The organism is Bacteroides sp. AM23-12 (assembly GCF_003434395.1).
Lineage (GTDB): Bacteria > Bacteroidota > Bacteroidia > Bacteroidales > Bacteroidaceae > Bacteroides > Bacteroides thetaiotaomicron.
In genome coordinates, this window is record NZ_QTLF01000018.1 from 63,118 (window position 1) to 76,586 (window position 13,469).

The window sequence follows — 13,469 nt, forward strand, 5'->3', positions numbered from 1 at the left end:
TATTCTTTGCTCCTTGCTTTTTTAGTTTAACTTTGTACGTAGATAAAATAACCAATTATGGAAATAAAAAAATTCATCGAAAACTATCGGGAAGCTTTTGGCGAATATGCTGAATTGCCTATCGTATTCTGGTACTCGGACATTCTTGAAAATGAAACGGTGAAAGTGAACGGATGCTTCTTTAAAAGCATGAGTAAAGTCAGAGAAGGTAATACCATCAGCCTGAATGCGGAAACAATTGGTTGCGGCGGCGGTAAGTTTTATACCGGATTCACCGATATGCCCGAGCACGTGCCGACGTTCGTATCTCTAAAGGAACGATATAAGCAGACACCGGAGATGGTAAAAAGCTTTATTGAGCAACTGGGAGTACCAAGGGCAGAAAAGGAATATCTGCATTTTGCCCGTATAGATAAAGTGGAAACGTTCGATCATTTGGAAGGAATCCTTTTTCTGGTCAATCCCGATATATTATCCGGACTGACCACCTGGGCTTTCTTCGATAATAATAAGGAGGATACAGTGATTTCCACTTTCGGGTCGGGATGCAGTTCTGTGGTCACACAGACGATTCTGGAGAATCGTAAAGGCGGATACAGAACATTCATCGGATTCTTTGATCCTTCTGTACGCCCTTATTTTGAGGCTGATATACTGAGTTATACCATTCCGATGTCGAGATTTAAGGTGATGTATGAGACTATGCGCAGCAGTTGCCTGTTTGACACACACGCATGGGGAAAGATTCGGGAAAGAAACCATAATAGCTACAAAGAATAAGAATATGGATTTTATACTTCGTCCCTGGAAAGAATCGGATGCCAAAACCTTAGCAAGGCATCTGAATAATAAGAAGATATGGGATAACTGCCGTGATGGGCTGCCTTTTCCATATACAGAAACAGATGCTGATACCTTCATTAAATACGCTTCGGAACAAGTGGAACAGAATGAATATTGCATCGAGGCGAATCATGAGGCAATCGGCAATATCGGATTCGTCCGCGGAACGGATGTCGAACGCTTCAATGCAGAAGTCGGTTACTGGATTTCGGAAACATACTGGAACAAGGGCCTTGCAACAGCTGCTTTGAAAAGAGCCATAGAACATTATTTTCAGCGTACAGACGTAATACGCCTATATGCTACGGTCTATGAACACAATGCCGCATCAATGCGTGTGTTGGAGAAAGCAGGATTTCAGAAAACAGGAATACATCATAAAGCTTGCTTCAAGAATGGCCAGTTCATTGATGCACATTATTATGAATTACTTAAAAATAAGTCGTAAGCCTCCTTGCTTTGTTACTATATATATTACTACCGACTATATTTTACAGAACCTAATACATCGAACGAAAGGTCCCGATTCATCACGAACCGGAACCTCTCTATGAGTTATTACTTTCGAAGTTTTACTTTATCTCTTTAACTTCTTCTCCTTTTTCATTCAGAAGTACGGTTACTTCCTGAGCGTCTTTTGTAGTAAGAATTACTTTATAAACCTTACCGGTTTCTTTTTCGGCAACATACGCTTCCTTGATGGTAGCATCTTCATAGCTTTTCGCTATTGCCTGTGTCACTGCTTCCGGCAAATCTTTCACTTCAATCTTTGTATACTCATCCTGTGGAGCTTGTGTCTGAGTTTCCACTGCCGGAGTGTTACTTACTTCCTGTGCGAATGCTACAGAACTGCCTAATCCCAATACCAATGCTACTGCTACTAATAACTTTTTCATAATCGTAATTTTTTAAGTGTAAATAATAGAACTATTGTTTTTATTGTTTCTTGTACTTAATATATGGCAAAGCAGATGCCAAACGTTTCACTCTGATATACACAACTGATAATCAAACACATAAACAGCAGACGATATAAATATAACTGTGGAATTAGTGTGGAATTATGTAGAATCTGTTGATACATAATTGGGGAATTACTATTCAACACTCTTAATTTGGCAAGAACTGATTTCTTTATTCAACTGTTATATACCTATAACAACCTAATTATACAACAATGAAAAAAGAAGTCTTAAAAGAGCTTACAGCCAAACCGGGCAAAGAACATCATGTATCCGATTTCAATCCCTCATTTACTGCTGATATGTCCAAACAGGATGCCAAAGAACAATTAGTCCAAAATATAGAAAAGCTATCAGAACTGCAAAGTATGCTTTATGCACAAGACCGCTACTCAGTTCTGGTTATTTTTCAGGCGATGGACGCTGCCGGAAAAGACGGAACGATCAAGCACGTAATGTCCGGTATCAATCCGCAAGGGTGTCAGGTGTACTCCTTTAAGCAACCTTCTGCCGAAGAACTGGATCATGACTACTTATGGAGAATCAATCGTTCGCTCCCCGAACGGGGACGAATCGGAATCTTCAACCGTTCCCAATATGAAGATGTACTGATAGCCAAAGTGCATCCCGAAATCCTGTTATCCAGCAAGCTACCCGGAATACTAAAAACGGAAGATATAGACAACGGCTTCTGGAAACGCCGCTACCGGCAGATTAATGATTTCGAACGTTATCTGACTGAAAACGGGACGGTCATCATCAAATTCTTTCTGAACGTTTCGAAAGCCGAACAAAAGAAACGATTCATGGAGAGACTGAACGATGAATCAAAGAACTGGAAATTCTCTTCTGCCGACGTCAAGGAACGCCAATACTGGGACGACTACATGAAAGCCTACTCGGATGTACTGACAGAAACTTCAACAGAGATTGCCCCGTGGTATGTGATTCCGGCAGACAACAAGTGGTTCATGCGATATGCCGTCGGGCAAATTATCTGTGAACGCATGGAAAAACTGGACTTACATTATCCGCAGTTATCCAAGGAGGCGCTGGAAAGACTTGAAGAATGCAAGAAGAACGTATCCGATATTAATTTCTAAACAGGATACTTTTTCAGAGTTTAACGGGTTATTACTGTCAGGACTTGACAAAGCCTTTTTAATGTTGTATATTTGTAAGCAGAACAATAATAAACCTATAAAACCGTAACCAATGAAAAGAAGTCTGTCTTTCAACACACCTGCTGTAATGTATCACATGAACGGCAACATACAGTCAAGATTGATCAGTCCGTAAGGAAAGTACAATATTACAACAAGACATATCTATTTCCCTATAACGAATAAGATATGAGTCATCGGTATACAAGCTGAAGGCTGCGACTTCCAATGGAAATCGCAGCCTTTTTTGTTGCCAAATTTCAGCACAGAAAGCCATAAACGGGATTACATCGTTTATAATAAACTCAGATACCGTTTTACTAAAACTATCACAAAGTTTATTATAAACACAAACACCGATGATTCATAAATCATACATTTTTTTCATTGTCACCGGAAGGAGAAATCCACTGTTCCGGTTCACGCACTTCAATGAATAAACAAAAAGCGATAAAATAATACGTTTCATTGAAAATTTGTACTACTTTTGTAAACATCAAAGCCCAATCATGATTTGACCGGCCAAGAAATTATGAGACCGATTAAACTTTTTCAAACGAGAATAGTCTAATCTTTAAGATATCATCAATCTAAACATTAAAGTCATCAATGAAAATGGAAACATCCGCCAAACTCTATTCGCTGAATTACAGCAATGTGAAAACTTACCTGTTCGCCCTGTTATTCGTAGCAGGCAACATCGCACTTCCACAACTGTGCCACCTCGTTCCTTACGGTGGACCGACTTTATTACCAATTTACTTTTTTACCTTAATTGCCGCTTATAAATACGGCTTTCGGGTAGGATTGCTGACAGCTGTTCTTTCTCCTGTCATCAATCATGTCTTGTTTGCCATGCCATCCGAAGCCGTTCTCCCGATTATACTGATAAAATCAACCTTGCTTGCCGGTGCTTCCGCCCTTGCTGCGCGTACCGTGAAAACCGTTTCTTTGTTAGCCGTCCTTGGAGTAATTCTCTCCTATCAACTCATAGGAACCGCTTTTGAATGGATGATCGAGGGAGATTTCTATATCGCAGTACAAGATTTCCGTATCGGCATTCCGGGGATGCTCATTCAATGGTTTGGCGGATACGCCCTGCTAAAGGCAATTGCAAAACTCTAAACTAAAAAAGAAAGATGGACAGAAGGGATTTTTTAAAGACAGTAGCTATTACTGGTGCCGCCATGACTATACAGCGTTCAGAGGCGATGGAGATACTGACTCAGACAATCAATAAGGCAAATGGTGATAAACCGGACCTGGTAGCCGTCATGGGCGGCGAACCGGAAGCCATGTTCCGTCGTGCTATCAGCGAGCTGGGCGGTATGAAGCAATTCATCAAACCCGGACAGAAAGTGGTGGTAAAGCCCAATATCGGATGGGATAAAGTGCCCGAACTGGCAGGAAACACGAATCCGAAACTGATCACGGAAATCATCAAACAATGTTTTGCCGCCGGAGCCAAAGAGGTCACCGTATTCGACCATACCTGCGACGATTGGCAGAAGTGCTACAAAAACAGCGGTATCGAAGCGGCAGCAAAAGAAGCCGGAGCCAAAGTTATGCCGGCCCACCTGGAGTCTTACTACAAACCCGTTGACCTGCCAAAAGGACAAAAGATGAAGAAGGCGAAAATACATGAAGCCATCCTGAATTGTGATGTATGGATTAACGTCCCTATCCTGAAGAATCACGGAGGCGCCAACCTGACTATCTCCATGAAAAACCATATGGGTATCGTCTGGGACCGCGGCTTCTTCCACCAGAACGACCTGCAGCAATGCATTGCGGACATCTGTACACTGGAAAAGAAAGCTGTGCTTAATGTCGTAGACGCCTACCGTATCATGAAGACCAACGGACCGCGAGGGCGTTCCGCTTCGGACGTGGTGCTGGCGAAAGGTCTCTTTATCTCACCGGATATCGTAGCCGTAGATACAGCCGCAGCCAAATTCTTCAATCAAGTACGCGAAATGCCGCTGGACACTGTAGGTCACCTTGCCAAAGGAGAAGCACTGAAAGTAGGAACGATGGACATCGACAAACTGAATGTCAAGCGAATTAAGATGTAAACCACCATGCTAAGAAAGATACGTATCGGAATATCAGTTGTCCTTTTTGCACTGATTACTTTTTATTTTCTCGATTTTGCTAATATTCTGCCGAACAGTTTTCATCGGTTGGCACATATACAGTTTGTCCCTGCCGTGCTATCTCTCAGCATAGGCATACTGATTGTGCTGATTGCGTTAACCCTGTTGTTCGGACGTATCTATTGCTCTACCATCTGTCCGATGGGAATATGGCAGGATGTTATAGCACGCATTTCAAAGTCTGTGGGAAAGAAGAAAAAAAGATATCGGTACAGTCCTGCAAAGAATATACTGAGATGGACCGTGCTCGGAGTGACTGTAATTGCCTCCGTATGCGGCTTCTCAGTGGTATTGGGATTGCTGGACCCGTATAGCGCATACGGACGCATTGTAGTACACATCTTCAAACCGGTGTATATGCTGGGAAACAACCTGCTGGAATCCGTATTTTCCAGATTCGACAACTACACGTTTTATCAGGTAGACACCTCGGTATTAAGCCTTTCTTCCCTTCTTATAGCGATACTGACCTTTGCCGCCATTCTTATATTGGCATGGAAACACGGACGCACGTGGTGTAATACCATTTGTCCGGTAGGTACGGTATTAGGATTTTTGAGCCGTTACTCTTTGTTCAAAGTCCGTATCGATACCGCAAAATGTAATGGTTGCGGACTTTGCGCTACCAAATGCAAAGCTGCCTGTATCCACAGCAAAGAACACGCTATTGACTATAGCCGCTGTGTAGACTGTTTCGACTGTCTCGGTGCCTGCAAACAGAAAGCGCTGGTTTACGCCCCTGCTTCAAAGGGACAACAACGTTCTTCCGCTACAGAAAAACAACCGGTGACAACAGAATCATCTTCCGTTGCTGCAGATTCTTCCAAACGTCGTTTTCTGCTTGCCGGACTGGCTACTGCCGGAGCAGCTCCCACGCTTCTTACGAAAGCGCAAGAGTCCATTGCGACGATGGAAGGCAAAAAGGCATACAAAAAAGAAAATCCTATTACTCCTCCGGGATCTGTTAGCCAGAAACGTTTCCAGCAACATTGTACATCATGCCACCTTTGTGTCAGCAAATGCCCGTCACATGTACTGAAGCCCGCTTTCATGGAATACGGTCTGGGGGGGGTGATGCAGCCAACGGTCAGTTTCGAAAAAGGATTCTGTAATTTCGACTGTACCGTATGCAGCGATGTCTGTCCCAACGGTGCCATCCCTCCGTTGACGGTAGAACAGAAACATCTCACTCAGATGGGCTATGTCGTCTTTATAGAAGAAAATTGCATTGTCCTCACTGACGGAACCAGTTGCGGAGCCTGTTCAGAGCATTGTCCTACGCAAGCCATTGCTATGGTACCCTACAAAGACGGACTGACTCTTCCCCACGTCAATACAGAGATCTGCGTCGGATGTGGCGGCTGCGAATACGTCTGCCCTGCCCGCCCGTTCCGTGCCGTATATATCGAAGGAAACCCTGTGCAGAAAGAAGCGAAACCTTTCAAAGAATCAGAAGAACATAAAGTTGAGATAGACGATTTCGGATTCTAGCCGCATCAGCCTAAATATGGATAGCTTTCAGAGGATTGTATACAATTCAAAAAAACTATCCATTATATTCCTCCTACTTTCAATAAATTCACTAAATTCGTGGCGAACTAAAAAAGAAAGTAACTCATGGAGGTATTCACAAATAACTGGAATAGCCGTAAATATCAGATAGGCTATGCTTTAAGCGGAGGATTTATTAAAGGATTTGCGCATCTGGGGGTGATGCAGGCTCTGCTGGAGCATGACATCAAACCGGACATTATCTCCGGAGTAAGTGCCGGTGCGCTTGCCGGAGTTTTTTATGCCGACGGAAATGAACCTCACCAAGTGATTGAATACTTCTCCGGCCATAAGTTTCAGGACCTGACAAAGTTAGTCATCCCCAAGAAAGGACTATTTGACCTCTGTGAATTTATTGACTTTCTCCATACCAATCTGAAAGCCAAGAATCTGGAAGAGTTGCAAATCCCCTTAATCATCACGGCTACCGATCTGGACCACGGACGTATGGTTCATTTCCACCGTGGTTCCATAGCCGAACGTGTGGCTGCTTCCTGCTGTATGCCTGTCATGTTTGCTCCGGTCAATATCGACGGAACCAATTACGTAGATGGCGGATTAATGATGAACCTTCCGGTCTCCACCCTCCGCAGAATATGCGACAAGGTGGTAGCCGTTAACGTAAGTCCCATCATGGCGCAAGACTATAAAATGAATATCGTAAGCATTGCCATGCGCTCCTTCCACTTTATGTTCCGTGCCAATACTTTCCCCGAAAGAGAAAAATGTGACTTGCTGATCGAGCCATACAACCTCTATGGATACAGCAACACCGAACTGGAAAAAGCAGAAGAAATCTTTGAGCAAGGCTATAAGATAGCCAATGACTTACTTGACCAGACACTGGCGGAAAAAGGGAAAATATGGAAGTAACTCCGTACTTTTCCCGAAAATATTTATGATATGAAATAAAATCTACTCTATATGAACAACGAAAATAAAATGATTATCTATCAGGTGTTTACACGCCTGTTCGGAAACAATAACAACCATTGTGTCTATAATGGAGACATTACCGCCAACGGATGTGGTAAAATGGCCGACTTCACCCTCAAGGCACTTGGAGAAATCAGGAAACTGGGTGCTACCCATATCTGGTATACAGGCATTATCGAGCATGCAACGGAGACGGATTACCGTCGCTTCAACATACGGCCCGACCACCCCGCCATCGTGAAAGGCAAAGCGGGCTCTCCCTACGCCATCAAGGATTATTATGATGTAGATCCGGACTTGGCAACCGATGTGCCGGAACGAATGAAGGAGTTCGAGAATCTGGTACATCGCACTCACCGTTCCGGACTGAAAGTTATTATAGATTTTGTCCCCAACCATGTAGCACGCCAGTATCACTCGGATGCACAACCGGACGGCACTACCGAACTGGGAGCAAACGATGACCCAAACTACGCTTTCAGCCCGTACAACAATTTCTACTATATACCGCAATCCGAGTTGCGTGCCCAGTTCGATATGAAAGAAGGTGCAGCAGAGCCTTACCATGAATATCCGGCCAAAGCGACAGGTAACAACCGTTTTGACGCTACACCGAACATCAACGACTGGTACGAAACCATCAAGCTGAACTATGGAGTAGATTATCTGAATGGCGGCACTTGCCATTTCTCCCCGACTCCGGATACCTGGATAAAGATGCTGGACATTCTTTTATTCTGGGCCTCAAAAGGTATCGACGGTTTCCGCTGCGATATGGCGGAAATGGTTCCTGTAGAATTTTGGGAATGGGCTATTCCACAAGTAAAGGAAGCACATCCGGAAATCCTTTTCATTGCCGAGGTCTATAATCCCAACGAATACCGCAATTATCTCTTCCGTGGGAAATTTGACTATCTATATGATAAGGTCGGTTTATACGATACACTCCGCAATGTAGCTTGCGGCTACGAATCCGCGGTATCCATCACCCACTGCTGGCAAAGTCTGAACGGAATAGAAAAACAAATGCTGAACTTCCTGGAAAACCATGACGAACAGCGCATCGCTTCCGATTTCTTTGCAGGAGATCCACGTAAAGGAATCCCTGCTCTGATCGTTTCTGCTTGTATGAACACCAATCCTATGATGATTTATTTTGGTCAGGAGTTTGGAGAACTGGGAATGGACAGCGAAGGTTTCAGCGGAAGAGACGGACGGACTACGATATTCGATTACTGGAGCGTGGATACTATTCGTCGCTGGCGCAATGGCGGTAAGTTTGACGGCAAAATGCTGACCGAAGAGCATAAACGCCTGTACAGCATTTACCAAAGAGTACTTACGCTGTGTAATGAAGAGACATCCATCGCCAAAGGAGTATTCTTCGACCTGATGTACGCCAATAAAAACGGATGGCGTTTCGACGAACATAAGCAATATACTTTTATGCGAAAGTATAAGAATGAATTGCTGTTCATCATCGTCAATTTCGATAGCCAACTGGTTGATGTAGCAATCAACGTACCTTCTCACGCGTTTGATTTCTTACAGATACCACAAATGGAAAAATATCAGGCTACAGACTTATTGACCGGTGCCAAAGAGGAAATCTGTTTATTGCCTTACAAAGCCACTGAGGTTTCCGTTGGGGCCTATAATGGGAAGATTCTGAAGATTACATTCTGATCTGCTCCGATTGAAGGCAAATGATAAATCAATAGTATCTTAACTCTCCTCCTTCCCGAAGGGAGGGGAATTGATGATACTATTGACTTTTTAGGCAGCCCCAATGGAGATACTACTGATTTATTCCCCCCAACTGAAAACAAAAATTCTCAAAGGCTGTTTAGTTAGATAAATAATTTCCTAAACCAGAACCTTATGAAGAAAATTAGTTTTTTGGCAGTCATATTATTATTGTCTGTATCTGCCTTCGCAATCTTACCTCCCGGCAATATACAGACTGCCTTCAAAAAGATGTACCCCAAAGCCAACGGTATAGCATGGTCGCAGGATGATGGCTATTATTGCGCTAACTTTGTTATGAATGGATTCACTAAAAACGTCTGGTTCAATACGCAGGCTCAATGGCAAATGACACAGACGGACCTTGTCAGTCTCGACCGGGTGACACCTACCGTATACAATGCCTTTGTATCCAGTCCTTATGCCAGTTGGGTAGTAAATGATGTAACCATGGTGGAGTTTCCTAAATGGCAGGCAATCATCGTCATTAAGGTAGGACAAGATAATGTAGATATCAAATACCAGCTCTTTTATTCCCCGCAAGGAATGTTGCTAAAAACCCGCAATGTCAGTTATATGCACGACATTCTCGGTCCGGGAACATTCTTATAAAAAAAGCCCTTGCCAAACATTAAATGCTCGGCAAGGGCTTTCTTATTTTTTATTCCCTGAGTTATTTCTTCTTTCTCAAAACAACAGCTGTACGTGCAGGAATATAGAGTTTCAGCCACTCTTTCTTTTCCTTCTTATACAACGGATCGGCAATCGTGAAATGAACTACTGAATCATCTGCAAGACCATTTCCGCCAAATGCAACATTATCCGTATTCAAGATTACTTCATAAGCTCCCGGACTAACGAGGAAACCATAATCTACAAAAGACTGTTTCGGATTGAAGTTAAATACAAATATCAGATCCTTACGTCCATAAGCCAATACCTGATCACCATCATTATGCCAGATCTCCTGGACCGGAGTCGCCTGGAAATCTTTCACACTCTTGATCACTTTCAGCATCTCAGCATCAAAGTCCCCCATATAGTGATAAGCCAGATTCTTGTTATCTACCAAATCCCACTGACGACGGGCATACTTACAAGACCATCCATTACCTTCACGCGGAAAATCGATCCATTCGGGATGCCCGAACTCATTACCCATAAAGTTCAGATAACCGCCATTGATCGTCGAAGATGTCAGCAAGCGGATCATCTTATGTAAAGCGATTCCGCGATTGACTACATAATTCTCATCGCCTTTCTGCATATGCCAATACATATCGGCATCAATCAGACGGAAAATAATAGTCTTGTCTCCTACCAATGCCTGATCATGACTTTCCGCATAAGAGATCGTCTTTTCATCCTGACGACGGTTGGTTACTTCCCAGAACATACTGGAAGGTTTCCAGTCCTCATCAATCTTTTCCTTGATAGTCTTGATCCAGTAATCAGGGATGTTCATAGCCATACGGTAATCAAATCCGTAACCGCCATCTTCTACTTTGGCCGCAAGTCCCGGCATACCGGAAACTTCTTCAGCAATAGAGATAGCCTTCGGATTGACCTGATGAATCAACTCATTCGCCAATGTCAGGTAGCAAATGGCATTGCCGTCCTGATGACCATTGAAGTAATCTCCATAATTACAGAATGCTTCTCCCAACCCGTGGCTATAATACAACATAGACGTCACACCGTCAAAACGGAATCCGTCAAACTTATATTCTTCCAGCCAGTATTTACAGTTGGACAATAAGAAATGGATCACTTCATTTTTGCCATAATCAAAGCATAGTGAATCCCATGCCGGATGCTCACGCCGAGGAGCCGGATAGAAATACTGGTTCGGATCACCGGCAAAGTTGCCCAAACCTTCCACTTCGTTTTTCACCGCATGAGAATGGACAATATCCATAATAACGGCAATCCCCATCTCATGAGCAGCATCAATCAGCGCTTTCAGTTCGTCAGGCGTACCAAAGCGGGAGGAAGCAGCAAAGAAACTGGATACATGATAGCCAAAACTACCATAATAAGGATGCTCCTGAATGGCCATAATCTGAATACAGTTATAGCCTTCCTGTGCTATGCGTGGAAGTGTTTTTTCGCGGAATTCATTGTATGTGCCTACTTTTTCCTCCTGTTGTGCCATTCCAATATGACATTCATAGATCAACAAAGGATTCGTAGTAGGCTTAAATGTCTTTTTCTTGAATTTATATGGCTTTTCCGGTGCCCAGACTTGTGCGCTGAATATCTTGGTCTGCTCGTCCTGCACCACACGTGTAGCCCATGCAGGAATGCGTTCACCTTGTCCGCCATCCCAATACACATTCAACTTATATAAGTCTCCGTGCTGAATGGCATCTGCCGGAAGATTGATTTCCCAATTACCGTTTTTCAGTTTTTTCAGCTTATAAGCAGCTTTCTCTTCCCAGTTGTTGAATGTACCTACCATATAAATATGAGTAGCATTCGGTGCCCATTCGCGGAACGTCCATCCTTTGGGAGTACGGTGCAGACCAAAATAAAGATAGCCTGATGCAAAGTCCGAAAGAGTTTGTTTTCCTTTATTGGTCAACTCGGCTTCCTTGTTCAGTGCATACTGGTGACGACCGGTAATGGCATCTGCGAAAGGTTCCAGCCAGGGATCGTTTTTGATAATGTTGAGTGTCTCTTTCATATCAGAATTGAATTAGGTTTATGCTTTTACTTTTACGATCACTTTCTTCACTCCATCAGGAGTAATGCCGGGAGCATGTCCGTCTTGCGGGAAGAAGATGGCAAACATTCCCGGTTTCACAGCTACATATGTCTCTGCCAGTCCTTCGAAGAAAGTAATATCTTTTTCGACATTATAAGGAGCGTCGGCAGGCACACAATCTTTGGCAGCAGTATACCCCATCACTTCTGTTCCCGACAATGGGATCTGAATATCAATAAATTCATTATGCGTTTCCAATTTCGCCTCTTCCTTAGTCTTAGGCTTTGTCTGTGCGATATTCACTAGCAGATCTTTTCCTTTCAGTTCAGTCTTGCCTATTTCCATGGCTTGGAGGTCATGAGATTTCAAGAACTCAATAGCTTGTGCAAACAAAGGATTCAAAGACGCGTATTTTTCCAGATTTTCTAAAGTATCTACTACCATATGAGTTTAATTTTTAAGTTTATATTTTTAGGTATTATTTTTAGGTATTATTTTATTCAAAATCATCAATTGTGTAATTGATGAAATCGGCAAATCTCTTGAACTGTCGGAATGCTTTCTCTATCTGCTCCATCGTGTCTGCCCGAGTGAAAAAATCATCGGGAACAAGATAAGAACAGACAAACTGTCTGCACTTCAGATAATCAATATATTTAAAATCTTTCGAGAATCCCTTGGGAGCTGTTTTCATGAAGTCCTCTCCCACTACAGGAAAATATTTTTTGAATTCGGGGTCTTCTACAATGGAGATATACTCTTCCACATTGTCATAAATGGCTTGGCGGACAGCTTTCAGTACATTGGGAGGCAAACACAAGCTTCCTCCGGCAAGCATACTTCCGTCAGGCTGCAGATGCACATAGTATCCGCAATGATCGGACTTCTTGCCTTTGGCATTGATATAACCGCCAAAATGTATCTTATAGGGTGTCTTATCCGCAGAGAAGCGGGTATCCCGATAAATACGATAGGTACAATCTTTGGGCTGGATTCCCCGGATTGTTTCATCGAACAAAGAAATGCGGGCGATTACTGTTGCCAGAAAGTTATCAAACTCGGCACGGGCTACTTCATATTCTGACCGGTGCTCATTAAACCACTCACGATTATTATTCGCAGAAAGATCTTTTAAAAACTGAAAGATAACGGGTATGTTCATCTTCATCATTTTCTATTATTACCCTACAAACGTACAAATTTTATTTCATATAAACTACAAAACGCAACAAAAGGACATAAAAAAAGCATCGGCCTGGTAAAACCGATGCTCTAACACATTTATCAAAAAAACAGACTCTTCTGCTTCTGATGTACTCTAAGCTTTCACAAGTGAAGTACAATCTCTTTTAATTAATCTTTATCTAATACTATGAAAAACACATAAATATAACAGATTAAAAAG

At 42.8% G+C, this 13,469-nt stretch carries 13 protein-coding genes; 9 read left to right on the plus strand and 4 right to left on the minus strand.

The window, feature by feature from the left end; all coding sequences use genetic code 11:
* Positions 1-57: 57 nt before the first annotated feature.
* Positions 58-780, plus strand: a complete 723-nt coding sequence (locus DW640_RS15025; RefSeq protein WP_008761481.1) for a DUF169 domain-containing protein — start codon at positions 58-60, stop codon at positions 778-780.
* A gap of 4 nt (positions 781-784) precedes the next feature.
* Positions 785-1,291: a GNAT family N-acetyltransferase gene (locus DW640_RS15030; protein ID WP_008761480.1), complete on the plus strand. Its 507-nt coding sequence runs from the start codon at positions 785-787 to the stop codon at positions 1,289-1,291.
* Between the two features lie 124 nt (positions 1,292-1,415).
* On the opposite strand, the gene DW640_RS15035 is transcribed toward DW640_RS15030, so the two are convergent.
* Positions 1,416-1,739 carry a hypothetical protein gene (locus DW640_RS15035; protein ID WP_008761479.1) on the minus strand — a complete coding sequence of 108 codons (324 nt, stop codon included), beginning with the start codon at positions 1,737-1,739 and terminating at the stop codon, positions 1,416-1,418.
* Positions 1,740-2,020: 281 nt separating this feature from the next.
* Here DW640_RS15035 and DW640_RS15040 point away from each other — a divergent pair, with 281 nt between their 5' ends.
* The 7 genes from DW640_RS15040 to DW640_RS15070 all read left to right on the plus strand — a co-directional run bounded on the left by DW640_RS15040 (position 2,021) and on the right by DW640_RS15070 (position 9,969).
* Positions 2,021-2,908 carry a polyphosphate kinase 2 family protein gene (locus DW640_RS15040; RefSeq protein WP_054959125.1) on the plus strand — a complete coding sequence of 296 codons (888 nt, stop codon included), beginning with the start codon at positions 2,021-2,023 and terminating at the stop codon, positions 2,906-2,908.
* A 675-nt stretch (positions 2,909-3,583) separates the two neighbouring features.
* Complete coding sequence (locus DW640_RS15045; protein WP_008761477.1) at positions 3,584-4,093, plus strand: hypothetical protein; 510 nt, start codon at positions 3,584-3,586, stop codon at positions 4,091-4,093.
* A gap of 14 nt (positions 4,094-4,107) precedes the next feature.
* On the plus strand, positions 4,108-5,043 hold the full coding sequence (locus tag DW640_RS15050; RefSeq protein WP_016267504.1) for a DUF362 domain-containing protein: 936 nt from the start codon (positions 4,108-4,110) through the stop codon (positions 5,041-5,043).
* Between the two features lie 6 nt (positions 5,044-5,049).
* The gene (locus tag DW640_RS15055; protein ID WP_117578604.1) at positions 5,050-6,615 is read left to right on the plus strand and encodes a 4Fe-4S binding protein; all 1,566 of its coding nucleotides are present in this window, start codon (positions 5,050-5,052) and stop codon (positions 6,613-6,615) included.
* Positions 6,616-6,741: 126 nt separating this feature from the next.
* Positions 6,742-7,548 carry a patatin-like phospholipase family protein gene (locus DW640_RS15060; protein WP_008761475.1) on the plus strand — a complete coding sequence of 269 codons (807 nt, stop codon included), beginning with the start codon at positions 6,742-6,744 and terminating at the stop codon, positions 7,546-7,548.
* Between the two features lie 51 nt (positions 7,549-7,599).
* Positions 7,600-9,297, plus strand: coding sequence for an alpha-amylase family protein (locus tag DW640_RS15065; protein WP_055228734.1), 1,698 nt, complete (start codon positions 7,600-7,602; stop codon positions 9,295-9,297).
* A gap of 195 nt (positions 9,298-9,492) precedes the next feature.
* Complete coding sequence (locus DW640_RS15070; RefSeq protein ID WP_055228731.1) at positions 9,493-9,969, plus strand: PepSY-like domain-containing protein; 477 nt, start codon at positions 9,493-9,495, stop codon at positions 9,967-9,969.
* Positions 9,970-10,030: 61 nt separating this feature from the next.
* Here the strand turns inward: DW640_RS15070 and DW640_RS15075 are convergent, their stop codons facing one another.
* Genes DW640_RS15075 through DW640_RS15085 form a run of 3 tightly spaced genes read right to left on the minus strand, consistent with a single transcriptional unit; the run spans position 10,031 to position 13,235 of the window.
* Positions 10,031-12,043 (minus strand): alpha amylase C-terminal domain-containing protein, encoded by a 2,013-nt coding sequence (locus DW640_RS15075; protein ID WP_008765635.1) that lies wholly within the window; start codon positions 12,041-12,043, stop codon positions 10,031-10,033.
* 18 nt (positions 12,044-12,061) lie between these two features.
* Positions 12,062-12,508 (minus strand): YhcH/YjgK/YiaL family protein, encoded by a 447-nt coding sequence (locus DW640_RS15080; RefSeq protein WP_008761472.1) that lies wholly within the window; start codon positions 12,506-12,508, stop codon positions 12,062-12,064.
* Positions 12,509-12,560: 52 nt separating this feature from the next.
* Positions 12,561-13,235, minus strand: coding sequence for a DUF2461 domain-containing protein (locus DW640_RS15085; RefSeq protein WP_182014791.1), 675 nt, complete (start codon positions 13,233-13,235; stop codon positions 12,561-12,563).
* Between the last annotated feature and the right edge of the window lie 234 nt (positions 13,236-13,469).

What these genes read in the sequence shown, in the direction of transcription:
- DW640_RS15080 (WP_008761472.1), bottom strand. Translation starts at nt 12,508, where the DNA reads ATGGTAGTAGATACTTTAGAAAATCTGGAAAAATACGCGTCTTTGAAT.
- DW640_RS15045 (WP_008761477.1), top strand. Translation starts at nt 3,584, where the DNA reads ATGGAAACATCCGCCAAACTCTATTCGCTGAATTACAGCAATGTGAAA.
- DW640_RS15040 (WP_054959125.1), top strand. Translation starts at nt 2,021, where the DNA reads ATGAAAAAAGAAGTCTTAAAAGAGCTTACAGCCAAACCGGGCAAAGAA.
- DW640_RS15065 (WP_055228734.1), top strand. Translation starts at nt 7,600, where the DNA reads ATGAACAACGAAAATAAAATGATTATCTATCAGGTGTTTACACGCCTG.
- DW640_RS15060 (WP_008761475.1), top strand. Translation starts at nt 6,742, where the DNA reads ATGGAGGTATTCACAAATAACTGGAATAGCCGTAAATATCAGATAGGC.
- DW640_RS15050 (WP_016267504.1), top strand. Translation starts at nt 4,108, where the DNA reads ATGGACAGAAGGGATTTTTTAAAGACAGTAGCTATTACTGGTGCCGCC.
- DW640_RS15070 (WP_055228731.1), top strand. Translation starts at nt 9,493, where the DNA reads ATGAAGAAAATTAGTTTTTTGGCAGTCATATTATTATTGTCTGTATCT.
- DW640_RS15085 (WP_182014791.1), bottom strand. Translation starts at nt 13,235, where the DNA reads ATGATGAAGATGAACATACCCGTTATCTTTCAGTTTTTAAAAGATCTT.
- DW640_RS15055 (WP_117578604.1), top strand. Translation starts at nt 5,050, where the DNA reads ATGCTAAGAAAGATACGTATCGGAATATCAGTTGTCCTTTTTGCACTG.
- DW640_RS15030 (WP_008761480.1), top strand. Translation starts at nt 785, where the DNA reads ATGGATTTTATACTTCGTCCCTGGAAAGAATCGGATGCCAAAACCTTA.
- DW640_RS15075 (WP_008765635.1), bottom strand. Translation starts at nt 12,043, where the DNA reads ATGAAAGAGACACTCAACATTATCAAAAACGATCCCTGGCTGGAACCT.
- DW640_RS15035 (WP_008761479.1), bottom strand. Translation starts at nt 1,739, where the DNA reads ATGAAAAAGTTATTAGTAGCAGTAGCATTGGTATTGGGATTAGGCAGT.
- DW640_RS15025 (WP_008761481.1), top strand. Translation starts at nt 58, where the DNA reads ATGGAAATAAAAAAATTCATCGAAAACTATCGGGAAGCTTTTGGCGAA.